27 protein-coding genes, 2 tRNA genes and 1 pseudogene are annotated in these 26,660 nt (G+C 70.8%); 23 read left to right on the top strand and 7 right to left on the bottom strand.

Annotation, left to right across the window (positions count from 1 at the left end):
• Positions 1–97: 97 nt before the first annotated feature.
• The gene (locus tag HCC30_RS14685) at positions 98–1,228 is read right to left on the bottom strand and encodes a Glu/Leu/Phe/Val dehydrogenase (protein WP_169442959.1); all 1,131 of its coding nucleotides are present in this window, start codon (positions 1,226–1,228) and stop codon (positions 98–100) included.
• 266 nt (positions 1,229–1,494) lie between these two features.
• Between HCC30_RS14685 and HCC30_RS14680 the strand changes: the two genes are divergently transcribed.
• Positions 1,495–2,370, top strand: coding sequence for a hypothetical protein (locus HCC30_RS14680; protein ID WP_169442958.1), 876 nt, complete (start codon positions 1,495–1,497; stop codon positions 2,368–2,370).
• A 503-nt stretch (positions 2,371–2,873) separates the two neighbouring features.
• The gene (bldC, locus tag HCC30_RS14675; protein ID WP_033321412.1) at positions 2,874–3,080 is read left to right on the top strand and encodes a developmental transcriptional regulator BldC; all 207 of its coding nucleotides are present in this window, start codon (positions 2,874–2,876) and stop codon (positions 3,078–3,080) included.
• A 631-nt stretch (positions 3,081–3,711) separates the two neighbouring features.
• On the opposite strand, the gene HCC30_RS14670 is transcribed toward bldC, so the two are convergent.
• From HCC30_RS14670 to hrpA, 3 genes are all read right to left on the bottom strand, one after another.
• Positions 3,712–3,891, bottom strand: a complete 180-nt coding sequence (locus HCC30_RS14670; protein WP_169442957.1) for a DUF6274 family protein — start codon at positions 3,889–3,891, stop codon at positions 3,712–3,714.
• Positions 3,892–4,195: 304 nt separating this feature from the next.
• Positions 4,196–4,270: transfer RNA gene (locus HCC30_RS14665), tRNA-Asp, on the bottom strand.
• A gap of 125 nt (positions 4,271–4,395) precedes the next feature.
• Positions 4,396–8,526 carry an ATP-dependent RNA helicase HrpA gene (hrpA, locus tag HCC30_RS14660; RefSeq protein WP_169442956.1) on the bottom strand — a complete coding sequence of 1,377 codons (4,131 nt, stop codon included), beginning with the start codon at positions 8,524–8,526 and terminating at the stop codon, positions 4,396–4,398.
• Between the two features lie 256 nt (positions 8,527–8,782).
• Here hrpA and HCC30_RS14655 point away from each other — a divergent pair, with 256 nt between their 5' ends.
• From HCC30_RS14655 to HCC30_RS14635, 5 genes are all read left to right on the top strand, one after another.
• Positions 8,783–9,178 carry a hypothetical protein gene (locus HCC30_RS14655; protein WP_169442955.1) on the top strand — a complete coding sequence of 132 codons (396 nt, stop codon included), beginning with the start codon at positions 8,783–8,785 and terminating at the stop codon, positions 9,176–9,178.
• Positions 9,179–9,468: 290 nt separating this feature from the next.
• Positions 9,469–9,942 carry a hypothetical protein gene (locus tag HCC30_RS14650; RefSeq protein WP_346776634.1) on the top strand — a complete coding sequence of 158 codons (474 nt, stop codon included), beginning with the start codon at positions 9,469–9,471 and terminating at the stop codon, positions 9,940–9,942.
• A 109-nt stretch (positions 9,943–10,051) separates the two neighbouring features.
• Complete coding sequence (locus tag HCC30_RS14645; RefSeq protein ID WP_169442953.1) at positions 10,052–10,882, top strand: thioredoxin domain-containing protein; 831 nt, start codon at positions 10,052–10,054, stop codon at positions 10,880–10,882.
• Positions 10,879–11,802, top strand: a complete 924-nt coding sequence (locus HCC30_RS14640; protein WP_169442952.1) for a cytochrome c biogenesis CcdA family protein — start codon at positions 10,879–10,881, stop codon at positions 11,800–11,802. Before HCC30_RS14645 ends, HCC30_RS14640 begins: the two co-directional genes overlap by 4 nt.
• A 73-nt stretch (positions 11,803–11,875) precedes the next feature.
• The gene (locus tag HCC30_RS14635; RefSeq protein WP_169442951.1) at positions 11,876–12,970 is read left to right on the top strand and encodes a DUF3533 domain-containing protein; all 1,095 of its coding nucleotides are present in this window, start codon (positions 11,876–11,878) and stop codon (positions 12,968–12,970) included.
• Between the two features lie 90 nt (positions 12,971–13,060).
• On the opposite strand, the gene HCC30_RS14630 is transcribed toward HCC30_RS14635, so the two are convergent.
• Together HCC30_RS14630 and HCC30_RS14625 are read right to left on the bottom strand one after the other, a co-directional pair.
• Positions 13,061–13,121: transfer RNA gene (locus tag HCC30_RS14630), tRNA-Ser, on the bottom strand.
• A gap of 126 nt (positions 13,122–13,247) precedes the next feature.
• Positions 13,248–13,769: a hypothetical protein gene (locus HCC30_RS14625; protein WP_169442950.1), complete on the bottom strand. Its 522-nt coding sequence runs from the start codon at positions 13,767–13,769 to the stop codon at positions 13,248–13,250.
• A 183-nt stretch (positions 13,770–13,952) separates the two neighbouring features.
• Here HCC30_RS14625 and HCC30_RS14620 point away from each other — a divergent pair, with 183 nt between their 5' ends.
• Complete coding sequence (locus tag HCC30_RS14620) at positions 13,953–14,735, top strand: NUDIX domain-containing protein (RefSeq protein WP_169442949.1); 783 nt, start codon at positions 13,953–13,955, stop codon at positions 14,733–14,735.
• Here the strand turns inward: HCC30_RS14620 and HCC30_RS14615 are convergent.
• On the bottom strand, positions 14,719–15,816 hold the full coding sequence (locus HCC30_RS14615) for an XRE family transcriptional regulator (RefSeq protein WP_240979598.1): 1,098 nt from the start codon (positions 15,814–15,816) through the stop codon (positions 14,719–14,721). The two genes, HCC30_RS14620 and HCC30_RS14615, sit on opposite strands and share 17 nt — an antisense overlap.
• Positions 15,817–16,546: 730 nt before the next feature.
• Here HCC30_RS14615 and HCC30_RS14610 point away from each other — a divergent pair.
• The 15 genes and pseudogenes from HCC30_RS14610 to HCC30_RS14550 all read left to right on the top strand — a co-directional run bounded on the left by HCC30_RS14610 (position 16,547) and on the right by HCC30_RS14550 (position 26,132).
• Entirely contained in the window at positions 16,547–16,759 is a 213-nt protein-coding gene (locus HCC30_RS14610) for a hypothetical protein (RefSeq protein WP_169442947.1), read from the top strand.
• 174 nt (positions 16,760–16,933) lie between these two features.
• Positions 16,934–17,191, top strand: coding sequence for a DUF6284 family protein (locus tag HCC30_RS14605; RefSeq protein WP_169442946.1), 258 nt, complete (start codon positions 16,934–16,936; stop codon positions 17,189–17,191).
• On the top strand, positions 17,188–17,382 hold the full coding sequence (locus HCC30_RS14600) for a hypothetical protein (RefSeq protein WP_169442945.1): 195 nt from the start codon (positions 17,188–17,190) through the stop codon (positions 17,380–17,382). The genes HCC30_RS14605 and HCC30_RS14600 overlap by 4 nt, the downstream gene beginning before the upstream one ends.
• Positions 17,379–17,840, top strand: a complete 462-nt coding sequence (locus HCC30_RS14595; RefSeq protein WP_169442944.1) for a Pycsar system effector family protein — start codon at positions 17,379–17,381, stop codon at positions 17,838–17,840. The genes HCC30_RS14600 and HCC30_RS14595 overlap by 4 nt, the downstream gene beginning before the upstream one ends.
• Positions 17,837–18,910, top strand: coding sequence for a conjugal transfer protein (locus HCC30_RS14590; protein WP_169442943.1), 1,074 nt, complete (start codon positions 17,837–17,839; stop codon positions 18,908–18,910). Before HCC30_RS14595 ends, HCC30_RS14590 begins: the two co-directional genes overlap by 4 nt.
• Positions 18,907–19,341: pseudogene (locus HCC30_RS28645) on the top strand (DNA cytosine methyltransferase); the annotation flags it as partial. The gene HCC30_RS14590 and the pseudogene HCC30_RS28645, both read left to right, overlap by 4 nt.
• Positions 19,342–19,749: 408 nt before the next feature.
• The gene (locus HCC30_RS28640) at positions 19,750–19,914 is read left to right on the top strand and encodes a hypothetical protein (protein ID WP_240979629.1); all 165 of its coding nucleotides are present in this window, start codon (positions 19,750–19,752) and stop codon (positions 19,912–19,914) included.
• Positions 19,911–20,234 carry a hypothetical protein gene (locus HCC30_RS14580; RefSeq protein WP_169442941.1) on the top strand — a complete coding sequence of 108 codons (324 nt, stop codon included), beginning with the start codon at positions 19,911–19,913 and terminating at the stop codon, positions 20,232–20,234. The genes HCC30_RS28640 and HCC30_RS14580 overlap by 4 nt, the downstream gene beginning before the upstream one ends.
• Positions 20,235–20,250: 16 nt before the next feature.
• Positions 20,251–20,631, top strand: a complete 381-nt coding sequence (locus HCC30_RS14575; protein ID WP_240979597.1) for a DUF6251 family protein — start codon at positions 20,251–20,253, stop codon at positions 20,629–20,631.
• A 20-nt stretch (positions 20,632–20,651) separates the two neighbouring features.
• Positions 20,652–20,819 (top strand): DUF6257 family protein, encoded by a 168-nt coding sequence (locus HCC30_RS14570; protein WP_169442940.1) that lies wholly within the window; start codon positions 20,652–20,654, stop codon positions 20,817–20,819.
• A 90-nt stretch (positions 20,820–20,909) separates the two neighbouring features.
• The gene (locus tag HCC30_RS14565) at positions 20,910–23,126 is read left to right on the top strand and encodes a DUF3631 domain-containing protein (protein WP_169442939.1); all 2,217 of its coding nucleotides are present in this window, start codon (positions 20,910–20,912) and stop codon (positions 23,124–23,126) included.
• A 176-nt stretch (positions 23,127–23,302) separates the two neighbouring features.
• Positions 23,303–23,437 carry a hypothetical protein gene (locus tag HCC30_RS29015; RefSeq protein ID WP_277347990.1) on the top strand — a complete coding sequence of 45 codons (135 nt, stop codon included), beginning with the start codon at positions 23,303–23,305 and terminating at the stop codon, positions 23,435–23,437.
• Between the two features lie 44 nt (positions 23,438–23,481).
• A complete protein-coding gene (locus HCC30_RS14560) occupies positions 23,482–23,688 on the top strand; it encodes a hypothetical protein (protein WP_169442938.1) in 207 nt (68 codons plus the stop codon).
• 80 nt (positions 23,689–23,768) lie between these two features.
• On the top strand, positions 23,769–24,653 hold the full coding sequence (locus HCC30_RS14555; RefSeq protein WP_169442937.1) for a bifunctional DNA primase/polymerase: 885 nt from the start codon (positions 23,769–23,771) through the stop codon (positions 24,651–24,653).
• A gap of 3 nt (positions 24,654–24,656) precedes the next feature.
• A complete protein-coding gene (locus tag HCC30_RS14550) occupies positions 24,657–26,132 on the top strand; it encodes an ATP-binding protein (protein ID WP_169442936.1) in 1,476 nt (491 codons plus the stop codon).
• Positions 26,133–26,660: the final 528 nt, after the last annotated feature.

The raw sequence follows: 26,660 nt of genomic DNA, 5'->3' as shown, positions 1-26,660 counted from the left end.
AGACTCTCGCCCTCTCCCTTCCCGGGTGCGGCGGGGGCCGCCGGCAGACCGGGGCCGTCCGTCGACGGCTACCGGCGCGACGACCCGCGCGCGATCGCTACCCCTGGTCGCGGCCCGCCATGCGTGCTTCGGCGATCCGGTCGGCGGCGGCGGCCGGCGGGACGCCGTCGGTGGCCGCGCGTTCGAAGATGGCGAGCGTGGTGTCGTAGATCTTTTCCGCCTTTGCATTGGCACGTGCGAAGTCGAAGCCGTGGAGCTCGTCCGCGACCTGGATGACTCCGCCCGCGTTCACGACGTAGTCGGGGGCGTAGAGGATGCCGCGGTCGGCGAGGTCCTTCTCGATCCCCGGGTGGGCCAGCTGGTTGTTGGCCGCGCCGACGACGGCCCGGGCGGTCAGCACGGGCACGGTCTCGTCGTCGAGGGCGCCGCCGAGGGCGCAGGGAGCGTAAAGATCAAGCCCTTCTTGCCGGATCAGCGCATCGGTGCCGGAGACGGCGGTCACCTCGGGGTGCGCCTCCCGTACGCGCGCCACCGCTTCCGGGCGCACATCGGTGACGAGGAGCTCGGCGCCGTCCCGCAGCAGGTGTTCGACGAGGTGGTGGCCGACCTTGCCGACGCCGGCGATGCCCACCTTCCGGCCGCGCAGGCTCGGCTCGCCCCACAGGCGCTTCGCCGCGGCGCGCATCCCCTGGAAGACGCCGAGCGCGGTCAGTACCGAGGAGTCGCCCGCGCCGCCGTTCGCGGGGGAGCGGCCCGTCGTCCAGCGGCACTCGCGGGCGACGACGTCCATGTCCTGGACGTAGGTGCCGACGTCGCAGGCCGTGACGTACCGGCCGCCGAGGGAGGCGACGAAGCGGCCGTAGGCGAGGAGCAGTTCCTCGGTCTTGACCGTGGCGGGGTCGCCGATGATGACGGCCTTGCCGCCGCCGTGGTCGAGGCCGGCGAGGGCGTTCTTGTAGGACATGCCGCGGGCGAGGTTCATCGCGTCGAGCACGGCGGCGCGCTCGGGGTCGGCGGCCTCGGCGTAGGAGTGGAACCGGGTGCCGCCCAGGGCCGGGCCGAGGGCCGTGGAGTGGACGGCGATCACTGCTTTCAGCCCACTCGGGCGGTCCTGGCAGAGCACGACCTGTTCGTGGCCGCCCTGCTCGGTGTCGTGGAAGAGGGTCCGCAGAACACCCGTGTCACTGGCGCCGCCCGTTGCGGCGGCGGTGGTACGTACCTCGGTCACTGTGGTGACTCCTGAAGTCGCGGTGGACGCCCGCTCCGCCCTCCCCGCTTGTGGCGGGACGCGGCCGGAGTGGGCCGTGGTGTACACGGCCGGTTACGGCCGGTGGAGAGCATTATCAGCACGCGCCCCGCGAATGGTCACGAGCCTATGGCCGCCCGCCGTCCGCCGGGCTGCCTCATCGTTGCGGTGCCACGATCGGGGGTAGTCAACTGTCCCCCGGGGGTCTCGTCCGGGCGCCCCCGGCGCATCGAACTTGGAGGCAGTGCGTGGGTCAGCAGGCGGCGTTCACCGTCCCGTACACGGCGTATCTGCGGGTGTACGAGCCCCTGGCCGCCTTCCCCGAGCCCGAGCGCTCGCACTGGGTGGAGTACGCGAAGCGCGCGAGCTTCCCCTGTGCGCAGGACGAACTGCGGCGCTCCATCACGGACTTGGTGGCCACGCCGCCGGTGGTGGTGCCCGAGCGGGAGAGCGCGGAGGCGTTCGTGGCCGAGGTGGACGGCGTCACGTGCGTGTGCCCGTGGCGGACGCGGCTGCGCGGCTGGAAGGCGCTGGCGGCGCTCACGCACGCCGCGGGCAACCGCGAGCTGGAGCTTCCGCTTCCGGTGCTGGACGCGGCGCTGCCGCCGGTCGTGCGGCGGCAGGCGGTGGCGGACTACGAGCGGTGGCTGGAGCGGAACCCGGACGCGCGGCCCTGGATCCGTACGGCGGTCTGGCATGTACCGGTTCGGTGGTTCGTTCTCTTCTCCGACGAAGAGAAAGAGTTTGCGAAGCCCGAATCGGGTGAGAAGAGCGGACAGCAGTTCGTCCTCCGCTACCGGACGCCCATGGTGCAGGCGCGACGCCGTCTCGCCCGTGGCCTGAAGGTGCTCCGCGAGGAGCTGGAGGAGGGGCCGCTCGTCGATGGCCTGGTAGACGTGGGGCGCTGGCTCGAGGAGTTCCACCCGCGTTCACTCGTCGAACTGGACTACGGCGGTCTCGTGCACGTGATCCCCGAGGAGCAGCTCGCCGAGGACCATTCCGCCGCGGACGCGGCGGAGGGCATCGCGGCGCTGCGCGAGGGGGACTCGGACCGGGCCGGCGTGGTGTACGAGCGGCTCACGGACCGCTGGCGCGCGGTGCGGCACCTCCAGTTCGCGAACTGAACGCGGCCGGACATGTCCGGGCACGGAGCGGCTGGTTGGGCGCGGTCACGACCGGGATGGGACAGAAGTCCCGAACCGGTTCGAACCGCTCAAGGGTGACGGACAGCACGTACCGGGGCCTTGCTCTCAGACCTGTCCCTCGTGTCAAAATAGGACAAGGAGCTCACGATGGGCTCCTTCCGTCCAACTAAGGTCGGATAGATCGGTATTGCGTTCCTTGTTGGGTCTCATGGCGCCTGGTCACGTTGTGACTGATCGTCACGGTGGTGTGACTGTCCGCTATGGCACGGTCCATCGGCTTCCGTCGAGGTTGAACACCTGAGAGGGCAATTCCATCGGTTTGGCCGACGCGGCTGGACAGATGGTGTAGTTGTAGTGCCGAGGACAAGCCGTTCGTCCTATAACCGACTCGGCCCGCGTGCACCATTTCGGGCAACGCGGGTCAAGGTGCAGAATTTAGAGGAAAGAACCGTGATGGTTCGGTTCTCCCGAGGAGGCCGCTCATGACCGCTCGCACCCCTGATGCCGAGCCGCTGCTGACCCCGGCTGAGGTCGCCACGATGTTCCGTGTGGACCCCAAGACGGTCACGCGCTGGGCAAAGGCGGGCAAGCTCACGTCCATCCGCACGCTCGGAGGACACCGCCGCTACCGCGAGGCAGAGGTGCGTGCACTGCTGGCGGGCATCCCGCAGCAGCGCACCGAGGCTTGATCAGGCGAAATAACCGCATAACCAGGCGTTTTCGGGGCCCCCACTCCGCAATCGCCGCATTGGCACCAGACGTCAGGTCGCTGTCCCCAGCAGTGCTTGGTCGTGTGATCGCGCCGGACTCCGCCGGGTCCGGCGCGATCTTTTTTGTGCCCGCGCCTCCGCGTCCGTGAGGCCCTCCGGGGCCTACCGGCGGGTTTCGGGTTCCAGGGGGTCCGGCGCGGCGCTCAGACGTCGACTGACGGCTCTCCAGGGGGACTTGGGGGAACCGTGAGGGGCTCTCGGGCGATCCGGGAGGGTCGGCGCCCCGTCGTCCCGGGAGGGGCCGGCGGAGCCCTTCGGGGACAGTGCAATTGCACATATTAAATTGACAGCCTGTAGGGAGCCCGTAAGTTCCCCGGTTTCCGGGCGAACTTCGGTGACGACCGTCACAGCGGGTTTCCCTTGAGCGCCGCTCGATAGCTGCGGTAGAGGGGATTCCGGTCCGATGGCGCCGTCGCCGCCTCGCCCAGCCTGTCACTCAACGACCCCGGCCGGGGGCGGCTTTGGTCACTTCGCCGGGGGACCTTCGTCCTTTTCGGGGACACTCCCGCCGCACGGGCGTCCCGAGGGGGAGTGAACCCTCGGCTCCGCCTCAGCGGTCCCGTCGTGGGTCCGTGGCCGGCGGCGGTGGTGCGGCCAGGGCGAGCCGCAGCAGGCGGTGGCAGACCGGGCAGTGGCGGGTCGAGTGCCGGTAGCGCGTGGCCGCGGCCAGATGGGCGCGCAGCAGTGCCCGGGTCTCGTGCCGCGGGTGCGGTGTCTCGCTCGCCTTCATCGGAGCCCCACCTCCTCCCGCAGGGGTACCCCCGCCGCCGGTGGACGTCAAGGCGCGTGCGCGAGTGCGGAGGAGCGCGCGTACGGGCGGAGGCGGGCGTCTGCGCGCCCCGCGGCGGGCGGAAGCACCGCTTCCGCGTGCGGGCGGCCGTACGGGCGTCTCAGGGCCGTGTGCGGGGTTCTGTGGGTGCCGAGGCCCGAACGGGCCGCGTACGCAGGGGAGTTGAGGCCCGAAGGGGTGGCCGGGGAGAGGGTGGGAACAGCAGAAGAGCCCGCCCCTTGCGGGACGGGCTCTTCAACATGTGCGGTCCTGACGGGATTTGAACCCGCGGCCTCCACCTTGACAGGGTGGCGAGCACTCCAAACTGCTCCACAGGACCTCGTGGTGCCGCGCCCGGTTCGTTGGGCGCGAGACGAGACTCTACAGCAGGTCAGCCCGTGGACGCGAACTCACGCAGCGCGACCGTCTCGTGACACCCGTGCGGCCCGGCGGGACCGGTCCGGATCACGGCGCCGCCGCGTCCACGGCCTTCATGATCCGCTTGTCGGAGACGGGATACGCGGTGCCCAGCGCGTGCGCGAAGTAGCTGACGCGCAGCTCCTCGACCATCCACCGGATCTCCCGCGCCGCCTGCGGCACCGGACGCCCCTGCGGGAACTGCTCCAGCAGCCACAGGTACTCGTCCTGCATCTCCCGGACCTTCGCCATCCGCGTCCGGTCCCGCTCCGCGTTGGTGGGCAGCTGCTGGAGGCGGCGGTCGGCGGCGATCAGATAGCGCAGCAGGTCCGGCAGCCGGCGCGCGCCGTGCAGGGTGACGAAGCCGGGGCAGATCAGCGCCGCGAGCTGCTCCTTCACGTCCGTCAGCGAGGGCAGCAGCACCGGGCTCTTGACGCTCCGCAGCCGCTGCTCGCAGGAGTGCCAGGCGGCCAGGACCTCCTGGACCTGCTGGACGGTGCGGAGGGTGGCGTCGACCAGGTCGGCCCGTACCGAGTCGAAGAGCTTGCGGAAGGACTCCTCGTCCCAGGCGGGGCCGCCGTGCGCGGCGATGAGCCGGTCGGCCGCGGCCGTCACGCAGTCCTCGAACAGGGCCTGGACGCTGCCGTGCGGGGAGCGGGAGAGGGCGAGCTTCTGCTGGTTCGACAGCTTGGACTGCGCGAACTTGGCCGGATCCGAGGGGATGTTGAGCAGGATCAGCCGCCGGGTGCCCAGCCGCATCGTCTGCTGCTGCTCGGCCTCGGTGTCCAGGAGCCGTACGGAGACTCTGTCGCCGTCGTCCACCAGCGCCGGGTACGCCTTGACGGGCTGGCCCGCGCGGCGGGTCTCGAAGGTGCGCGGGAGGGTGCCGATCGTCCAGGTGGTGAGGCCCTTGCGCTGGGAGAGCGGGAGCTCGGCCGGTGCGCCGGCGCCCTCGGCGGGGGCGGGGGCCGGGGTGTCGGGCGCGCTCTTGCCCTTGCCCTTGGCGGCCTTGCGGGCCTTGGCCTGGGTGGAGGAGTCGAAGGCGCGGGCGATCGCGGCCTGCGTCTTGTCCCGCAGCTTCAGCTGGAGGGACTCCAGGTCCTTGGACTCGGCGAGCTTGCGCTGCCGTTCGTCGGTCACCCGGAACGTGATCTTCAGGTGGTCCGGGACGCGGTCCGGATCGAAGTCCTCCGCCGCGACCGGAGCGCCGGTCATCCGCTTCAGCTCGCGGGCCAGCGCCGTCGTCAGCGGCTCCTGCGAGGGGGTGGCCGAGGCGAGGAAGCGGGAGGCGTAGTTCGGCGCGGGGACGCAGTGCCGGCGTACCGGCTTCGGCAGGGAGCGGATCAGCTCCGTCACCAACTGCTCGCGCAGGCCCGGGATCTGCCAGTCGAAACCGGCGCCGTGCTCCCCGTCGGTGCCGCCGGGGGTGACCTGGTTGAGGACGTGCAGCGGGATGTGCACGGTGACGCCGTCCGCGTCCGAGCCCGGCTCGAACTGGTACGTGACCTTGAAGGTCAGGCCGCCCTGCCGCCACAGGTCCGGGTAGTCGGACTCGCTGACCGTCTCCGCACGCTCGTTGATGAGCATGGACTTCTCGAAGTTCAGCAGGTCCGGGTCCTCGCGGCGCTTCTTCTTCCACCACGAGTCGAAGTGCGCGCCGGAGACGACGTGTTCGGGGACGCGCTGGTCGTAGAAGTCGTACAGCGTCTCGTCGTCCACGAGGATGTCGCGGCGACGGGCCCGGTGCTCCAACTCCTCGACCTCGCCGAGGAGTTTGCGGTTGTCCGAGAAGAACTGGTGGTGCGTCCGCCAGTCGCCCTCGACCAGGGCGTTCCGGAGGAACAGGTCCCGCGAGGTCTCCGGGTCGATCCGGCCGAAATTCACCTTGCGCTGCGCGACGAGCGGTACGCCGTACAGCGTGACCCGCTCGTACGCCATGACCGCGGCCTGCTTCTGCTCCCAGTGCGGCTCGCTGTAGGTGCGTTTCACCAGGTGCTCGGCCAGCGGCTCGATCCACTCGGGCTCGACCTTCGCGTTGACCCGGGCCCACAGCCGGGAGGTCTCCACCAGCTCGGCCGACATGATCCAGCGCGGCTGCTTCTTGAACAGCGCCGAGCCGGGGAACACCGCGAACTTCGCGCTGCGCGCGCCCAGATACTCGTTCTTGTCGCCTTCCTTCAGGCCGACGTGCGAGAGCAGACCGGCCAGCAGCGACTGGTGCACCGCGTCCGCCGGGATCTCGTCACCGGAATCCTCGGTGAGCGTGATGCCCATGCTCTTGGCGACCTGGCGGAGCTGTACGTAGATGTCCTGCCACTCGCGTATCCGGAGATAGTTGAGGAATTCCGACTTGCACATGCGCCGGAAGGCGGATGAGGAACGCGCCTTCTGCTGCTCGCGCACATAACGCCACAGATGGAGAAAGGCGAGGAAATCGCCGCTCTCGTCCTTGAATCTGGCGTGCTGCTGGTCCGCCTGCTGCTGCTTGTCCGCCGGGCGCTCGCGCGGGTCCTGGATCGACAGCGCGGCCACGATCACCATGACCTCGCGGGCCACGCCGTTCCGCTCGGCCTCCAGCACCATGCGGGCCAGCCGCGGGTCGACGGGCAGCTGGGCCAGTTTCCGGCCCGTTCCCGTCAGCCGTTTCTTCGGGTCCTTCTGCTTGCTGTCGAGCGCGTGCAGCTCTTCCAGCAGCTGGATTCCGGCCTTGATGCTGCGGTGGTCGGGGGCGTCGATGAACGGGAACTTCTCGATGTCCCCGAGCCCGGCCGCCGTCATCTGCAGAATCACGGAGGCCAGATTCGTACGGAGGATCTCCGGGTCGGTGAATTCCGGGCGGGAGAGGAAGTCCTCCTCCGAGTACAGCCGGATGCAGATGCCGTCCGAGGTACGCCCGCAGCGGCCCTTGCGCTGATTCGCGCTCGCCTGGCTGACCGGCTCGATCGGCAGCCGCTGCACCTTGGTGCGGTGGCTGTAGCGGGAAATGCGGGCCGTGCCCGGGTCGATGACGTACTTGATGCCGGGGACGGTCAGCGAGGTCTCGGCCACATTCGTCGCGAGGACGACGCGGCGGCGCGAGTGCTTCTGGAAGACGCGGTGCTGCTCGGCGTGCGACAGCCGCGCGTACAGCGGCAGGATCTCCGTGTCGGCCGCGACGGCGCCCTTGCCGCGCAGCCGTTTCTCCAGCGCGTCCGCCGTGTCCCGGATCTCCCGTTCGCCGGAGAGGAAGACGAGGACGTCACCGGGGCCCTCGGCCCGCAGCTCGTCCACCGCGTCGCAGATCGCGGTGATCTGATCGCGATCTTTCTCTTCCGAGTCCTCCTCCAGCAGCGGCCGGTACCGCACCTCCACCGGATAGGTACGCCCCGAGACCTCGACGATGGGGGCGCTCGGGCGGGCGTCGCCGTCCTCGGCCGCGGGCTCGCCGCCGTCGCCGCCGACCGTGGCGAAGCTGCCGAAGTGGCGGGCGAAGCGTTCCGGGTCGATCGTCGCCGAGGTGATGACCAGCTTCAGGTCCGGGCGGCGGGGCAGGAGTTGGGCGAGATAGCCGAGCAGGAAGTCGATGTTGAGGCTGCGCTCGTGCGCCTCGTCGATGATGAGGGTGTCGTACTGGCGCAGATCGCGGTCCTGCTGGATCTCGGCCAGCAGGATGCCGTCCGTCATCAGCTTCACGAGGGTGTGCTCGCCGACCTGGTCCGTGAAGCGGACCTTCCAGCCCACCGTCTCGCCCAGCGGCGACTTCAGCTCCTCGGCGACCCGTTCGGCGACCGTACGCGCCGCGATCCGGCGCGGCTGCGTGTGCCCGATCCGGCCGAGGACGCCGCGCCCCAGCTCCATGCAGATCTTCGGGATCTGCGTCGTCTTGCCCGAGCCCGTCTCGCCCGCGACGATCACGACCTGGTGGTCTCGCACCGCGCGCAGGATCTCGTCCTTCTTCTGGCTGACGGGGAGCTGCTCGGGATACGTGATCTCCGGCACGGAGGCGCGCCGGGACTCCGCCCGCAGCTCGGACTCGTCCATGGCACCCGACAGCTCCGCGAGCACCGCCTCCCGGGCGGACGGCTTGCGGATCTTCCGGGCGCCCTCGATGCGACGGCCCAGCCGGTGCTGGTCGACCAGCATCAGCCGGGGCAGGCGTTCGCGCAGGGCTTCGACGGAGAGGGGCGTGGAAGTTGACATACCTGGCCCAGGATCTCACCTCCCCGAATCGGCTGGCGAACCATTTGCCGCCCGGGGGCCCGGGACGAGGCCCGAACGCGGGGCGGGCCACCGGGAGGAACCGTCGGCTTCCGGGACACGTTGACTAGACTCCGGCGCGAGCCGCAGCATCGTCAGGTGGCGCGGACTCCGGCGACGGACCGTCCCGGACCGGACCGACCGGACGAGCCGGAGAGCGAGAAGCCCGGACAGCCGACGAGCAGCAGAACGGACCCCCATGATCAGCAGCCGCGCAGGGCAACGGCGCACCGCCGTCGTCGCCGCTTCCGTGGCCGTGCTGGCCGCGGTCTGCGCTCTGCTGTTCACACATGCGAAGCATGTGGACGGCGGGAAGGCGCCGGGCGCCCCGTCGCTCTCGGCCGCCGCTTTCTCCGGCGACGGCGTATGGGACGACAGCCCCGGCTCGGAGCCGAGCTGCCACAAGTCCAAGGACAAGGACGGGCCGATGCCCGCCCCGCGCGCGGCCGCGGCCGACGCCTGGCAGCTGACGCTTACCTGCCAGGCCCCCGCCTCGCAGGACGCGTCCAGCGACGCCCACGCCACACCACCCGTGCGCGGGCCGACGCCGATACCACCGCCCAGCCCCGTCAGCCTCTCCGTCCTGCGGGTGTAGCCGCGCCCGGAGCGCGCGTACCCCTGCCCGGCCCCGGCCCCGGCCCCTGCCCGGCCCCGGGCGCGACCCCGCAGGTCCCGGCCCTCGCCGGCCCGTACGCGCTTCTCCCGGCAGCGACTCGTTCCGTGCCCGGACAGAAGAGGTTCCGTATGCGGCTTCGGCCCCCTCCCTCAGCCAGTCCTCCCGACACTTCCCGTTCCCCGGCCGGTGCCGGGGCCCGTCCGTCCGCCCGTGCCCTTCTCTCCCCGCGCGCCTGGGCGGGGTCGGTGCGGCTCGCCGCCCGTGCGCCGGTGAACTGGCCGCCGGTGCGCTGGGCCGTCGCGTTCGCGGGCGCCGTGCTGTGCGCGCTGGCCGTCGGGCTGCCCACGGCCGTGATCCCCAACCCGCTGTTCACCCGCGCCGTCCCCACCCAGTGGTGGAACTACCCGGTGCTCGTCCTCACCGCCGTCCTCGGCGGCGCGCTGCTGGCCACGTACGTGCGCCGGGGCGGCCCCGACGAGGTGGCCGGTCCGGACGATCCGGCGGCGGAGGACCGGCGGCCCGGGCGGCTCGGGGCCGTCGGCGGCGTGCTGACGTTCTTCGCCGTGGGCTGCCCGGTGTGCAACAAGCTCGTGCTGTTGCTGCTCGGCACCTCGGGCGCGCTGACGCTGTGGCAGCCGCTGCAACCGCTGCTGGCCGTGGCCTCGGTGGTGCTGCTCGCGATCGCGACCGTCCGCCGGCTCGCGGGCGAGGCCGCCTGCCCCGTCCGGGGCGCGGGGGCCTGACCCGGCACGGGACGCCCGCACCGCACCCGTTCTCACCCGTACTTTCCGGCGCCGGCCGCCGTTCCGCAGGCGACGGCCGGCCGCCCGTTCCTTCGTCAGGAGACCTGTCATGAGCAATTCCCCGTCCAAGCCATCGAAGATCACCCAGAAGTCCTCGTCCCCGTCGGCGAAGCGCCCCCCGTCCGGCGGCTCCTCGCGCTGGAAGATCGTCCTCGGCGTCTTCGTGGCCGTCGCCGCGCTGCTCGCCGGCTGGCTCACGCAGAACAACGGCGGCTCCGGCGACCAGGCCGGCTCCGGCCAGAGCTCGCAGAACGAGAACGCCACCGTCGAGCAGGACCCGCAGGACGGCGGCGGCTCCGAGGCCCTCCAGTCCCTCGCCCGCCGCGACGCCGACGACGCGCTGGCGATCGGCGACAAGGACGCCCCGGTCGTGATGATCGAGTACGCCGACTTCGGCTGCTCGTTCTGCGGCAAGTTCGCCCGGGACACCGAGCCCGAACTCGTCGAGCGCTACGTCGACAAGGGCGTGCTGCGCATCGAGTGGCGGAACTTCCCGATCTTCGGCAAGGGCTCCGAGCGCGCGGCGCTGGCCGCGTGGGCCGCCGGTGAGCAGGACCGCTTCTGGCAGTTCCACGAGGCCGCGTACGCCGACAAGGGCGCCAAGGAAAAGGGCTTCACCGACGAGCAGCTGAAGGGGTACGCCGAGGAGGCCGGCGTCTCCGACCTGAAGCGCTTCGACCGCGACCGGGCGAGCTCGGCCGCCAAGAAGGCCGTCGGCCGCGACCAGAACGAGGCGTACTCGCTCGGCGCCAGCAGCACCCCCGCCTTCCTGATCAACGGTGAGCCGATCGCGGGCGCCCAGCCCGACCAGGTCTTCACCGACGCCATCGACCGCGCGGCCGCCGCGGCCGAGAAGAAGGAGAAGGGGTCCGGCAAGTGAGCGACATCGGCTACTTCGCGGCATTCCTGGCGGGGCTGCTCGCCCTGCTCAGCCCGTGCAGCGCCCTGCTGCTGCCCGCCTTCTTCGCGTACTCCATCGACTCCACCGGCCGCCTCATCGCCCGGACCGGAGTCTTCTACCTGGGCCTGGCGACGACCCTCGTCCCGCTGGGCGCGGCCGGTTCCTTCGCCGGAAAGCTGTTCTACGGCAACCGTGACCTCATCGTCCTGATCGGCGGCTGGACGATCATCGCGCTCGGGGTGGCGCAGATCCTCGGCATGGGCTTCGCGCCGAAGAAGCTGACCGAGATGTCCGGCAAGATCAAGCCGACCTCGACGCTGTCCGTCTACGCGCTCGGCGCCGTCTACGGCCTGGCCGGATTCTGCGCGGGCCCGATCCTCGGCAGCGTGCTGACCGTGGCGGCCGTCAGTGGCAGCGCGGTCTACGGCGGGATGCTGCTGGCCGTGTACGCGCTGGGCATGGCCGTACCGCTGTTCCTGCTGGCGCTGCTGTGGGACCGCTTCGACCTCGGCCGGCGCCGCTGGCTGCGCGGCAAGCCGCTCACCCTCGGCCGGTTGCGGCTGCACACCACCTCGCTGCTCTCCGGCGCCTTCTTCATCCTGCTCGGCGTGATCTTCCTGGTCTTCGACGGGACGGCCGCGCTGCCCGGACTCCTCGACGTGGACACCGCGTTCACCGTCGAGACCTGGGCCGGCGGCCTCAGCGAGAAGGTCCCGGACTCCGTCCTGCTCGCCGTCCTCGCGGCCGTCGCGGGCGCCGTCGCCCTCGGCATGTGGGCCCGCCGCCGCAAGCAGACGGCGGACGAGGCGGAGCAGGACGCCCCGGCGGACGGGAGCACCGAGGAGCCGGCGGACGACGTCGCTCCGGTACGCGAGGGGGCGGCGCGACAGGCCGAGTGAAGCCGGAGGAACACACCCCGGCCCCGCCGGTAAACGCCGCTCATCGGAATTGACGGACTCTAGGCTGCGTCGCATGAGCGACCAGCCCGAGCGTCCCGACGACTCCGGCGGGCACGGCGCGCACGCGCGGCCGCGCGGCGCGGGGGAGAAGTGGCACGCCTTCAAGCACTCGCCCTTCTTCCCCGCGTCCGTGCTCGTGATGATCCTGGCGGCGGCCGCCGGGCTCTTCGCCGGCTCGTACACCTACGCCATGGCCGACCCGGCCCCGCGCCGCATCCCCACCGCGGTCGTCGGCCCCGCCCAGGACCCGCCGGAGGCCGCGAAGTTCATCCAGGGCATGGAGAAGGCCCTCGGCTCCTCCCTCGAACTCCACCGCTACGACAGCTACCCGGAGGCCGAGGAGGCCGTCGAGGCACAGCGGTCCTTCGCGGTGCTGCGGGTGCGCGAGGCCGGACGCGTCGAACTCGACGTGGCGAGCGCCTCCGGAGCCTCCGTGGCCCAACTGCTCCAGCAGGCCGGACCGAAGGTCGGCAAGGCCGTCGGCGTCCAGGTCTCGGTACGCGACCTCAAGCCGCTCGACGAGGGCGATCCGCGCGGGCTCGCGATCTTCTACATCTCCCTCGCCGCCGTCATCATCGGCTTCGTCGGCGCCATCCAGCTCAGCGTGCACGCCCGCGCCCTCAACCCGCCCGAGCGGATCGCCTTCACCGCCGCGTACGCGCTGCTCGGCGGCTTCGTCATCGCCGCGGTGGTGGACTGGCTGCTGGACGCCGTCCAACTTCCCTTCGTCCACTCCTGGATGCTCCTCGCGCTGACCATGTTCACCTCGGGCATGGTCTTCACGATGTTCAACACCCTCTTCGGGCGCTGGGCGATGATCCCCACCTGGGGCGTGATGGTGCTGATCGGCAACCCGTCCTCGGGCGGCGCCGTCTCCTGGCCGCTGCTGCCGTCGATCTTCGGCACCATCGGCCGCTGGCTCCCGCCGGGCGCCTCCGTCAACGCCCAGCACACCGCCGTCTACTTCCCCGGCAACCTGCACGTCCAGCCGTACCTGGTGCTCGCCGCCTGGTCCGTCCTCTCCTGCACCGTCTTCTGGCTCTGGCGCCACCGCCACCCGGGCGGCCGCGACCCGAAGCCCCCCGGCCACGCGGCGGCGGCCACCTGACGCCCCGAACTCCGCCTTCGGAGCACGGAGTTGGGCCCGCACACACGAAGAAGCCCCACCGGGCGGACCTGGTGGGGCTTCTTGCTGCGGTGGCTGGGGCCGGGGTCGAACCGGCGACCTTCCGCTTTTCAGGCGGCCTGAGGGCCTTGCCGTACACCGGTGCGTCCGGAGCCGGGAGCCTCGTCCGTATGCGGTCGAACGCTGTTGGTCGTGGACGTTGATGTCGGCATTGATGTCAGACGTGTTCGACTGCCTGACCCAGCTGAGGTGTCTCCGCTCACGATGCTGAGTCGGGACCCGCAGGGGCAGACGAGGGTGAGGCCGGGCTGTCGTCGATGACGACAGTGGGCACCGCCTTCGGTCGCTCCCCCTTCTTGATGGAGTCGACTACAGGTGCCAGCGCGTCATACGTGCGAACCGCGATCGGGTCACTGTTGCCGCCCCACTCGCCGCGGTGCGCTTGGTGGTCGAGATCCCGTAGGTACTGCACGAGCTGCGTGCCAGTGAGGTGGACGTCGACCAAGTATTTGCTCTCTTTGGAGCGGGTTACCTTCGCCTTGCTCAGGTCGGCGATCGGCTTACCGCTGCGAGGGCTGTCCCGAGTGTGGTCCCACAGGTCACGGGAGGTGGTGATCTTGAAGTCTGAGACGCCGGCGGCCTTCTCCAGCCTCTCAGAGTGCCCTTCTGGACTCTGAGTCTGGAGCTTGCTGCAGGCGGTTGCCGACACCGTAAGGGCCGCAACGAGGGCGGCTGTGCATGCACCGCGAAGAAGGCCATGAAGAGGCACTTGAGCAATCACCAGATCAGTCTTGTCCAGGCATAGACGTGTCCGAGGGTGAATGGTCGGATACGGCCGGATGCTTTCGGTCTCGCATGCCTGCGCTTACGTCACGGGAGGGGTATCACCATGGCGCTGTGTCAGGTTGAACCACGCGATTACGCTGATGAGCATCAGCTGATGAGAGTGGAGAGTGCTCCGAGGATGGGTCCGAACTCGACGGCCGCGTACAAGGAGATCCGCAGGTGGATCGAGTCAGGGGAGTACGAGCCCGGCGAGAAGCTGCCGAGTGAGCGGAAGCTCGAAGACCTGCTGCCCGTGCGGCGCACGGCCTTGCGTCAGGTCCTGGCTCGTCTCGTGTCGGAGGGGTACATCGAGGTCTACGACCGCAGCTCGTACCGTGTGGCCGGCGGCGTGAGCACGCCGACGCCGGAGGGGCTGGAGCCGTGGACCATCCACGGCGAGCGCAGGATCTACGACAACAAGTGGATGGCCACCGACCTCGTGGACGTCGAGCCTCCCGGCGTTGAGCGCTTCGAGCACCACGTCGTGCGGCTTCAGCATGTCGTGATCACAGCGGTTCTGGACGATCAGGACCGGGTGTTGATGCTCTGGCGGTACCGGTTCGTCCCGCAGGCGTGGGGCTGGGAGCTGCCGGGCGGCATCGTGGACGCCGGTGAGGACTCGGCGGAGGCCGCTCGCCGTGAGGTCGAGGAAGAGACCGGCTGGCGGCCCGAGTCGTTGGAGCACGTGGTCACCTTCCAGCCCATGGTGGGCATGGTCGACTCGCCGCACGAGATCTACGTGGCCAGGGGTGCCAAGCGCATCGGTGAGCCGACGGACCGCGAGGAGGCCGGCCACATCGAGTGGGTCCCCCTCGCCGATGTCCGGGGCCTGATGAAGCGGGGCGACCTCATGGGGTCGGGCACGCTCGTCGCCCTGCTCCACATCCTCGCCAACCGCGGCCGTTTCACGGCTGCTGAGTAAGCAGGTCGATACGGCGTTGGTGTCGCACTGACCCGGTGCGCTTCGCCAAGAGCCGGGCCTCACGCAGGTGTTCCACGGCCTGGTCGTGCTCGTCCCGCACCAGGTGTGCTTGCGCCAGGTCGCATCGCAGTCCCGCCTGCGCACGGATGAAGCTGGGGTCGACGGCGTCGAGAGCTTCGTAGAGGTCGCTCACGGCGCCGTCGTCCCCGAGTAGGGCGAGCGCGTTGCCGCGCCACCGGATCAGGTGGCCCTGGTTCAGGAAGACGCTCGGCATGTCGTCGTCCCGTGCCAGCTCTCCGGCGGGGAGGCAGGCGAGCGCGTTGTCCATCGCGCGGTGGCAGTCGTCCGGCATGCCGGCCTTCGCGCACAGTTCGGCTTCAGCGGCGTGCAGCCATGCCTGAAGCCTCGGCGACAGCCGCTGACCTCCCGCCTCCTGTGCGTGCCGCACGAGGGCCACGGCGTCGTCCGGCCTCCCCGCCTCCCCCAGCACGTACGCCTGCTCGCCCATGGCGTGAGCGAGGAACATCGGCGCGTCCGCTTCCTTCGCCGCGTACTTCGCCAACTCGTAGTTCCGCCAGGCGCGTTCGACGTACCCGCCGTCCAGCGCCTGCCAGGCGGCCAGGGTCGACGCTCCCGTCAGCGCGGCGGCCACCGGGCGCCGAGTGTCGGGCAGCACCGCGAAGGTGAGCGCTTCCTGAAGCGTGCCCAGGTGGTTCGTCATCTGGTCGACGATGCTCGCGGCGCCCATCTGACGGTCCATGGTCCGCAGGAGTTCGGTCTGGTCCATGAACGTCTGCACCATCGACTCGCTGACGTTCCGCGCTGAGTCGATGCGGTTCAGCAGCTCGTCGTACCCGTCCGCCCGTGCGTCCGGCGGGCGCGGGGCGACTTCTTGACCTCGGAGTTCGCTGTCCGTCGTGCCGAGGATCGCGCGCAGGGCGGCCGCGTAGTGGTCATTGATCCGGCGCTTGTCGTTCTCCCACTCGGAGACGTACGTACGCAGGCTGCTGACGCTCGCGACCTCGATCCGCTTCTGCCTGGCGTACGCCTCGATCGAGCGTACGAGCCGCTCCTGAGACATCCCCCGCGCCGCTCGCGCGGCCCGCAATCCGTTCGCCATGTCATCCGCCCCTGAGCGGTCGGCCGAGCAGTGGCTCTCCAGCATGCCGCACAAAGCCGCAGGTCGTCATGGGTTAACAGCCGACTTAACCACCTTGCGGTGAAGCCCAGTTGGCTACCGGCGCGCGCTCTCGCGCAGTCCCATGGAAGCGCACCAAGGGGGCCGCCGAGCGGGGAATCCGCGAAGGGGCTTGCATCTGGTGCGCACCAGATGCATTCTATTGGTGCGCACCAGATGAGGCTCCGGTCTCACCGGGTGCAATGCCTAGCCCGGAGGGCGAGGTGGTGGGCCTAGGTGCCTGCTGTCGGACCCGAAGGAAGCGGTTGTTGCTTGAGGTGTACCGGCCTGTTGTGCAGGTCTGAATGGCGGCCGGGGAGGCCAGGACATCCCCGGGCATGCGGGCGGTGGCCGTATCTCGGGGAGACCTGGGGCGGCCGGCCGAGCGAGCGGCGCATCCCCATACCGGCTTGGTCCGGCAGATGGGCGCGATGACCTCGGCAGCCTCCGCATGAGACGCGTTAGGGCGGCACACGGGCACCTGGAAAGGGCCTGTCTGGATGCCGCACCTGCGAGAGGCAGACCGGGGCCTGATGTTCCCCACCGTGCTGCCACTCGTCATGCGGGCAGGACGCCGAACTCGGCACGCCTGCCCGCTTGATGAGCACTCTCCAACCACATCAGAGGAGCCCCGATGTTCGAGTCCCGTGGCGAGATCGTCGCCGAGCAGCTGGCGACCACGACCAAGCGCGTTCTGCGGGCCGGGGGTACCCGGCAGGAGGCCGAGTACGCGATGCGGCAGGACATCAAGAAGTACGGCTACACCAAGGACGACCTGGAGGCCGCTCGTAGCCACCAGTTCATCGAGGAGTTCGCGAGCGGGTTCGCGAAGCTGCTGCGTCGCTGACCCTCGGCAACTTGTTGAACCAGCCCCGGCAGGAGCCGTGAGGGTGCGGGATCGAATCCCGACCGGGGCGCTCCGGCATATCGCCGGCATCCCCAGAAACTGCGCGCGGCCCCGGTGAGGCAACACCGGGGCCGCTGTGCTGGGCCGTTCCACCAGAGAGGAGCACGACCCGTCATGAGGTACATCGGAGCTGTTGAGGCGGTCGTTACCGCCGATGTCCCCGACCGTGAGCCCACGGTCGCGGAGCTGGACGCGATCGAGCGGGAGATGCCCGTCATCGAGGCGGGCGTCGCGCTGCTGGAGGCGCAGATCGTGGCCCTTGACCGGCCCGCGAGCGAGCTGGACGAGCGGCGTATCCGCCGGGCCCGCCGGAAGCTGCTGGCCGCTCGCCGTGACGCCGCGAACGGCGTGGAGACGGGGGCGGCGGCATGAGCCCCACTCCGAACCCGCTCAAGGGCCTGGCGCTCGTCCTCGTCCTGGTCGGCATCGTGCTGGCGACCGCGGGTGCGGTCGGGGCGATGGTGACCGGCAACCAGCGGCTGATGTTCGCCGCCGCTCTCGGATTCGCCCTGCAGTTCGCCGGTTGGCACCGCCACAACGCTCGTACGGGAGGCCGTTCATGAACCCCAACCAGGACCACACGGATGCGGCGCTGTCTGCGGCTCACGCGGATGTGAAGGCGGAGATCTCCCGCACCGACTCCAAGTCGTCGCTGCTGCTGGCGTTCGCCGGTGCGCTGCTGGCCGGCGCGGTGAGCGTGGCCACCAACGTGACCCTGCCGACCGAGGCGGCCGCCGTCGGCGTGCTGGGCGTGATCGCTCTCGCGGCGGCGGCCGGTCTGCTGCTGCGCACCGTCCGCCCCAACCTGTCCGGCCGGGTCGGCATGCCGAAGTGGGCCACCCTCGCCCCCGGCGAGATCCGCGCCGATCTGGCCCAGGACCAGCGGGCCGAGCACATCCAGGCCCTGGCCCGGATCGCGGTCGCGAAGTTCGGCAACCTGCGCCGCGCCATCGACCTCATCTGCCTCGCCGGCGTCCTCTTCGGCATCACGGCCGCGATCGCCCTCGGGGGCGCGTCATGAGCGAGGGAAATCCGCTCAGCACGCTCCAGAAGATCGTGCTGGGGCTGGCGTTCGCGCCGATGCTCGCGACCGGCGTCGCGGGCGGGATCGGGACCTTCAGCAACATCTCCGCGAAGTACGGGGAGGGCACGGCGGTGGGCGCGGTCGCCGCGGGCGAGGGTGCCACCGCTGTGCTGGCGCTGGTGCTGCTCGGGCTGACGATGCTCGGTCAGTCCTCCCCGCTGGTGATCCGCATCGGGCTGTGGGTCCTGCCCGCCGCCGCCTCGGCCATGGCCTGCACGGCCGCCACGGATTTGGGGCAGGCCGTGATCTACGCCGTCACGCCGATGGGCATGACGGTCTCCGCCGAGGGCATGGCCTTCCTCGCCCGGCGCATCGTCGTCCACCAGGACGGGCGCGACGCCGAGGCCGAGGAACGCGCCGCCGCCCTCGTCCGCGAACTCGCCTACCACCGGGCCTGCGCCGCCAACCACCCCGATGAGGACGTCCGCGCGGAGTCGGAACTGAAGTCGTGGAAGCTCGCCCGCAAGGTCGGGTCGGGCGACTCGACGTTGGGCGGTCGACTGCTGGAGATCCAGCGCGAGCGCGTCACCGGCGGTGCGAACGCCGCCTTGCAGTCGATGTTCACCCCCGGGCAGTCGGCCGACGAACCGTCCCCGACCGAAGCGGCCGAGACTACGGAACCCGTCGGCCCGGAGTCGACCCCTGAGCTGGAAGAGTCCGCCCCTCCGGCCCCCGCTCTCGCGGTGGCCCGGGCGCCGCTCGCGCTGCCTGAGCCGGTCGACCCGGTGAAGCCGGTCGAGCCGCCCCGGGCCCGGGCCACGGTGCCCGCCGAGTCGACCCGACCGCGACGGGCGACCACGGTCGTCCCGGACGCCGCGAAGTCGACCCGCCCCCGACGCACACCCGACCAACTCCTCACCGAGGCACGGAAGTTGACGGCCGACTGGTCGACCGAGGAACTGACCGCCGAGGCCATCCGCAAGGCCGTCCGCACCTCCGCCGAGAAGGCCCGCGGGCTGCGCGAGACCCTCCGTGCCGAACGCGCCGAGGGAAAGGCGGCGGCATGACGGCGCCGCTGCGGATCGGTTCGCTGTGTACCGGATATGGCGGCCTGGACATGGCCGTCCAGGACGTCCTGGGCGGCGATGTGGTGTGGGTGGCAGATCCCGACCCGGGTGCCTCCCGCGTCCTTGCCCACCATCACCCCGACGTCCCCAACCTCGGGGACTTGACCGTCACCGACTTCGGCCATGTCGAGCCGGTGGATGTGGTGTGCGGGGGTTACCCCTGTCAGCCGTTCTCCACCGCCGGGCTCCGGAAGGGAGTAGAGGATGAGCGGCACATCTGGCCCCACATCGCCCGTGCCCTTGGCGTTCTACGACCCCGCTACGCGGTGTTTGAGAACGTCGCAGGGCACCTTCGACGAGGATTCGATGTCGTCCTCGCCGACCTTGCCCGCCTCGGGTTCGATGCGGAATGGGTGTGTGTACCCGCGTCCGACGTCGGCGCCCCGCACGGCCGCCGGCGGCTCTTCCTCCTCGCCGTCGCTGCTGCCGACACCCCGCACCTCCGACACCAACGGGCCCGGACGACACGGGACGGGCGGCCCCGACCTGCGCACGGCCGTCTCGCTCCTACCGACGCCGGCAGCCCGGGACTGGAAGTCGGGCCGATCGAACCTGATGGACCGCAACGCCCGACCCCTGAACGAAGTCGTGGTGAACCTGCTGCCGACACCGACCGCGTCCGACGGGGACCGCACCAGCCCCACCTACGGGCGGGGCAACCCGACTCTGTGTGGGGCCGTTACGCCCCCGCGATCCGACGGTGGGAGCACGTCACCGGACGGGCAGCACCCCGAGCAACTGACCTTCGAGATCGGCTGAACCCCGCGTTCGTCGAATGGATGCAGGGCCTGGCGGCCGGCCACGTCACCGACGTCCCCGGCCTCACCCGCACCCAGCAACTCACCGCCCTGGGCAACGGAGTCGTCCCGCAGCAGGCCGAAATGGCCTTGGTTCACCTGCTCGGCAACGCCGTCCGCGTGGACGAGGGCGGGATAGCGGCATGAGTGAGCCGATCGTCTGCGCTCGCCAGTGGCGGCGCGTGATGCGGGTCGCCGGCTACCGGTGCCAGTGCACCGGGGCCTGCGGCGCCGACCATACCCAGGGCGGGGGCCGGTGCTCGCGTGAGCACGACCGGCCCGCCGACAAGGGCCCGCAGCGCAACCGGCTGCTCGCGGCCCCCGCTGATCCCACCCTTTCCCCCACCCTCGCGGCTCGCGCCGAGCTGCGGGCGTGGTGCGGCCCCTGCCACGCCACCGCCTGCCGTACCGCCCGACGCGCCCGCAACGAACCCGATCCCGCTCAGGGCGCTCTCTTCTCGCCCTGAAATTCGAGGAGGAGCGATGAGCGACCTTCTGCCCGCCCACCAGCACAGCGCCACCTGCGGCTGCTATCCGACCGGTTCGGCCGGGGTGTACCAGCCGGTGCCGCTCACCAGCCAACCGCAGTCGCCGCAGGTGGTGCACGTGCACCAGGCGCCGCCGGACCGCACCACGCAGCGCATCGCGCTCGGCACCGGGATCGGTGCCGGGACGGTCGCCGCGGGGGTGTACTTCGGCCCCCTTCTCGTCGGCGTGCTGACCGCCATGGCCGCGAACCTCGCGGTCCTCGCCCTCCTGGTCGCCTTCGTGGTGTGGGGCGGCGTGACCGTCATCCGCACCGTGGGCGGCAAGGACGGCCAGGCCGCCGCCGACACCCTCTCCCGCGCCCGTAAGTCCCGCTGAGACCAGAGGAGTTCAAGCCCGTGGCTGACCCGAAGCTGACCGCCAAGGAGAAGTCCCAGATCGCCTACTACACCGGCCGGATGTGCAAGCAGTCCCTCGCCGAGGGCGCCGACCTGTCCGACTGGGAGAAGAAGATCGACCGCGTCCTGGACGGTGCCCGCGAGCGCGAGCAGGACGGCAAGAAGTAGCTGCCCCCGGGGCGACCGCCGGTGCCTGCCAGCAATGCCGGTCGCCCCGGGCCCCCACCCCGCGCGTAGACGAGACAGGAGGAGCCCAGCATGACGCAGATCGCGGAGGCGCACGAGATGGGCACCGTGCACGACCTCGATGAACACCGCGCCTCCCGCGAGGAGACGCCGCCCAAGGTGAGCCTGGTCAAGCAGCCCGCCCCGTCCGGCACCGCGCCCGAGGAAGGGGCGGGCGAGGTGGAGGCGGTCGACCGGGCGGACAACCCCCTCGCGGACTGGCTGACCGTGCCGGATGCTCCGGTGCTGCCGGCGTGGGCACAGTCGTGGAAGTCGATCCGGGCCAACTTGGGTGCGCTGGGGCGGCTGACGTGGTGGCACACGCGCTACCACGGCGTGCGGGTGCCGAAGTACCTGATGAAGGCTGTGCTGTTGGCCTGCCGCGGCTTCTACCGGGCGGTCAAGGGCATCTGGCCCACCCTCTCGGCACAGGAACACACCGGCACGGTCAAGGCCCTGCGCGCGGAGGCGAAGGCCCGGCCGGAGGATGTGGAGCTGGCCATCCGGCATCAGATCGCCCACGCGGCCCGTACCCAGACCCGGCGGTGGCGTTTCGGGATCGCCGCCATCGGCGTCGCCGCCGCCGCGGCCGGCGTCTACCTCGCTGATCCGGTCTTTCAGGCCGGTGTGGCCGCGGCTGTGGTCACCCCGCTCGCCTACCTCGGGCGCGGCGAGGAGACGCAGCTGCTGGACCAGGGGACGCCGCCGCTGAAGGTGGACATGTCCGCCAAGCAGCTCAACGACGCCCTGCGCGCCGCCGGGCTGCTCAAGGCCCCGGGCAAGGGCGAGGACGAGGGCCCGAAGGTGCACTGCGTCATGGGGCCGGTCCGCGACGGCCGCGGCTGGGCGGTCGTCTTCGACCTCCCCCGCGGCGGCGGCAAGACCGCCTCGGACGTGCTGGCCAAACGGGAAGTCCTCGCCCAGGAACTGGGCGTGGACGAGATCCAGTTGGTGATGTCCCGCGTCCGCGCGGCGAAGGGCGGCAACGCCGGCCGGGTCTCGCTGTGGGTGGCCGACGACGACCCCTACCTGGCCTCGCCTGTGCCCTCGCCGCTGGCGAAGATGGAGAAGTTCTCCATCTGGGACGCGGTCCCCTTCGGGCAGGACGCGCGCGGCAACCGCATCGACGTGCCCGTGATCTGGCAGTCGATGTTCTTCGGCGGCCTGCCCCGCCGGGGCAAGACCTTCACCCAGCGCCTGATGACCGCCGCCGGACTGCTCGACCCGTGGGTGCGGCACTACGTCGCGGACTTCAAGGGCGGGCAGGACTGGATGGGCATGCGGCACGTCGCCGCCCGCCTCGTCCTGGGGGCCGAGCAGGACGCCATCGAAGCGTTCAAGGCCATGCTCAAGGAACTGCTGGCCGAGATGGAACGCCGCTTCGCGCTCTTCCGCGGCCTGCCCACCTCCATCTGCCCCGAGGGCAAGCTCACGCCGCAGATCGTGGAGAAGTACCAGATGCCGTTCATCTTCCTCACCGTCGATGAGCTGCAAGAAGCCTTCCTCGCGATGAGCGATCAGGAGCGGGAGGAAGTGGTGGACGACCTCGGCCGCATCGCCCGCCGTGGCCCGGCCGCCGGGTTCATCTCCAACTACGCCTCCCAGCGCCCCGACGCCAAGTCCGTGCCGACAAAGCTGCGGGAGATCATCACCATCCGCTGCTGCACCCAGGTCACCGACAAGACCTCCTCGGACATGGTCCTGGGGCAGGGCAAGGCCGCTATGGGCGCCGACGCCTCCCTGCTCTCCGAGGAGCACAAGGGCGTCACGGTGCTGGTCACCGGGCCCGCGAGCTACGCGACGGTGAAGAACGACATGCTCACCACCTCCGAGTTCAACGCGCTGTGCCTCAAGGGCCGCGCCCTGCGCGAACCCCTCGGGCAGATCGCCGGCGACGCCGCGGGCGACGTGACCGCCCAGGCCGACCAGGCCGGGATCGTCATCGCCCCCGTCCTCTCCGACTGCCTGGACGTGATGCGGCACGCCGACCGCATGCACACCACCACCCTGCTGGACCGGCTCGTCAACGCCGACGAGGACCGCTACGGCGACTGGGACGCCGAACGCCTCGCCACCGAACTCGAAGCCGCCGGCGTCACCCGCACCACCCGCCAGGTCAAGGTCGAGGGCAAGAACCTCGCCGGATGGCGCCGCTCCGACCTCGAAGCCGCCGTCCCCGAAGAACTCCTCCTCGCCGCCCGCGCCACCAACCCGGTAGAGGCCACCCCCACTACCGAAACCGCCTCCTGACCCCCTCCGACACCCCGCTACCCCACCCCCGCCCGTAGACGGGGCCCGCTACCCAGGTAGATCCCCCCGTAGACGCGCCCTGACCTGCGAAGTAGCGCCCCGTAGAGGGGGTACAGCGACCCCCGCCGCACCCCTCCACAGGCCCCGAGAACGACCCTGCTGAAGGAGCCACACCCGTGCACGACGAGTCCGAGTTCATCGACTGCGAGCTGTGCCTCCCGTCCGACGACGGCGAGACCTACACCTACCCGCACTGCTGCGGCTGCGGCGCCAACGGCAGCAGCGAACGCCCCGACTGCACCTGCGAGTAGCCCGCACCGAGAGCACCAGCTCTCACATCTCTGGAAGGAGCGTCATGGACTCCGTCCCCGACGGCCCGCTCGATGCCGAGCCGCGCGGCTTCACCTCTCAGGAGGAGCAGCACGCGGTGCTGCTGGCCGAACTCGACGCCGCCGGTGTGCACCTGGGCACCTACGACGCGCGGATCGTGCAGTGGCTCGCGGGCTGGGACTGGTCGACCGTCGCGGTCGTCGCCAGCCTCATCCGCCGCGCCGCCCAGTAACACCGAGGGCGGCCCACGTCTCGCCAAAGCCTGGGCCGCCCTCGTCTGCCAGAACCCAAGAGAACTGGAGGCCATCCAGCATGACCCAACCCACCGACATCCGGCGAGAGGTCCGCTCGCCGTCACCGCAAGAGGAGCACCGGTTTGCCGCTCTTCGCCTTGCAGCCGTCGGCGTGCCGGTGCTGCCGCTGAGGGCCGGGAAACTGCCGGTCGGAAACTGCTCCGACTGCACCGGCGCCGCGTGTGGCGGCCGGCCGAACATGCGCGTCGCGGGCGAGTGCAGGTGCCCGGCCCCGTGTCACGGCTGGGCCGCCGCCACCACCGACCCGCACGTCCTCACCTCCCCGGCCTGGGCGCGTGCGTGGCGTGAGGCGGCGGCGGTGGCGTACCACCCTGGCGGCGCCGGTCTCACGGTCGTGGACCTCGACCACGCGGAGGCTGTCGCCTGGGCTCGTGCCGCGCTCCCGGCGACGCGGACGGTGCGCTCGCCGCGGGGTGAGCACTGGATCTACCGGGGCGCCATGTCTTCGGCGAACGCGGTCCGTGACGGCGTGGACGTCAAGTCCCGTATGTCCTACGTCCGTTGGCTCGGCCCCGGCACCGGCCTCTTGGCCGAGCTGCCGGACGCGGTGCGCGCGCTGGCCGTGAAGGAACCCACGGCCCGCCCCGCGCCGCTGACTGTCACCGTGCCGGGGCAGGCCGCAGGCGGGCAGTGCCGACACCGCACGCCGGTGTTCCTGGAGCGCGGCATCGCCATGGCGGAGCAGCGCATCAGCGAGGCGTCCGGGGCGGTGCACAACACCGTGTACGGCACGTTCTTGGCGGTGCTGTCCGCGCACGGCCGGTGCGGCTGCCTGACCGAGGGCCACGTCGCTCGGCTGTTCACGGCCGCGCAGGCCAGGGGCGAGAGCGCCCGGCACTGCACCGAGGCGTGGGCCAACGCCCGTGCCAGGTTGGGGATGTAGCCGATGTCGGATGAGGAGAAGACTCCGGCGCGGGAGGTCATCGCCGAGTACGCGCAGGCGCACTTCCGGTACTTCCGCACCGCCGACGGCACCGTCTACGCCCAGCGCAACGGCCAGCCCGTGGCCCGCCCGATCCGCTCCCAGGGCACATCCGGAAGCCACCGGCAGGAACTCATGGTCGGCCTCTTCCGAGACGGCCTCGGCGTATTCAACGGCACCGCCCTCAAGGAGGCCCTGGACTTGATCGAAGCACTCGCGATGAACCAGCCCGCGCAGCAGGTGCACATCCGCGTCGCCCCGGGAACGGACGGTGCGACGTGGCTGGACCTGGGCCGTAGCGATGGGCAGTCCGTCCGCATCCACCCCACCGGCTGGGACATCCTCACCCCGGCCCCGGAAGAGGTGTGCTGGCGGCGCACGCAGCTCACCGGCGAACTCCCCCTCCCGGCAAGGGACACGGACGGCAAGGGCATCGACCTGCTGCTGCGGCTGACCAACTTCGCCAGCGCGGAGACCGAGTGCCTGGCCATCGCCTGGCTCATCGGCTGCCTCGGCCCGCACGTCCCCGTGCCCGCCCCGTTCCTCACCGGTCCCCAGGGGGCGGGGAAGTCCACGGCGGGCCGCATGCTCATGCGGATCATCGAGGGCATGAGCGGGGACCTGCGCCGCGCCCCGAAGGACGAGGAGAACCTGATCGTGCCGGTCGCGGCCGGATGGGTCACCGCCCTGGACAACCTGAGCCACCTGACGCCGGACTTGTCGGACGCGATGTGCTGCATCGTCACCGGCGCCGAGAACACCAAACGCGCCCTGCACACCGACGGGGACGTCTACCGCGTCGGCTACCGCCGCCCCCTGCTGATGACTGGCATCGACGTCGGCGTCATCCGCCCCGACCTCGCCGAACGCCTCCTCCCCCTCCGCCTGGAACGGCCGAAGGTGCGGCGGACCGAGGCCGAACTCTGGGCGGACTACGAACAGGCCCTGCCCGTCATCCTCGGCTCCCTCCTCGACCTCACCGTCCAAGTCCGCGCCGCCGAAGCCGACATCCCCACCGACCTGCGGATGGCCGACTTCGCCCACCTGTGCGCCCAGCTCGACGCCGCCACCGGCTTCAAGTCCCTGGCCGCCTACCGGGCCAGCCTGGACGACCTCAACGACGACGTCATCGAGGGCGACCTCCTCGCCCAGACCGTCCTCAAGCACGCCGCCAGCCTCACGCCGGGCACGCAGGAGCGGATGACGTCCTCGGAGTGGCTGCACGCCCTCACCCAGCTCTACACCGGGGACGAGCTCCGGCCCCTGCCCAAGGGCTGGCCGACCACGGGCAAGGTGCTCTCCGACCGGCTCAAGCGTCTTCAGCCGACCCTGGCCGCCCGTGGCGTCCTCATCGACTGGGGCCGCATCAACAAGAGCCGGTACATCGAGATGTCCCGGACGGCGGCCCGGGCCGTGTCCGAGCAGGCATCGCTGCTCTGACCGGGGCGCCGGTTCGGACACAGGCAAGAAGAGCACGACGTCGCCCGCGAAGGAACGGGGTGCTCTTCTTGCTGTTCGGCGCCACGCGCCGCCCAAAGGACGCGCCGCGAAGCGGCTCCTTCTTCACGCCGTAACGCGCACCACAACCACAACAGACACCCCCTCTCTTTTTCCTAAGAGAAGAGATCCTGCGTCACCCACGTCACCCAGGCACCACAAACGGCGCCTGACCTGCCGCGATACCGGTGACGCAGGACGGCCACGGCTGCGTCACCCCGCGTCACCCGCGTCACCGGGACGCGGGCCTGCGTCACCGGTGACGCGCCCCAAACCCCCTGCGTCACCACAAACCCGCAGCTCAGAGCCACGAAGTGACGCAGGTGACGCGATGACGCAGAAATCCGAACCTCGGACACACGGCGCCGCCCGGCACGTGCTGCCCCACCCCCCCCCGGCCGCGCCAGCCGCACCGCCGGCGCAGCAGACCTGAGAACGGGGAGGGGACAGCCCTCCCCGTGCCGAGGAGGC

Origin of the sequence: Streptomyces sp. HNM0574 (genome assembly GCF_012726235.1) — a bacterium.
In the GTDB taxonomy this organism is placed as follows: Bacteria; Actinomycetota; Actinomycetes; order Streptomycetales; family Streptomycetaceae; genus Streptomyces.
Note: the sequence above shows the minus strand (reverse complement) of the source record. Positions and strands in the feature narration are given on the sequence as shown.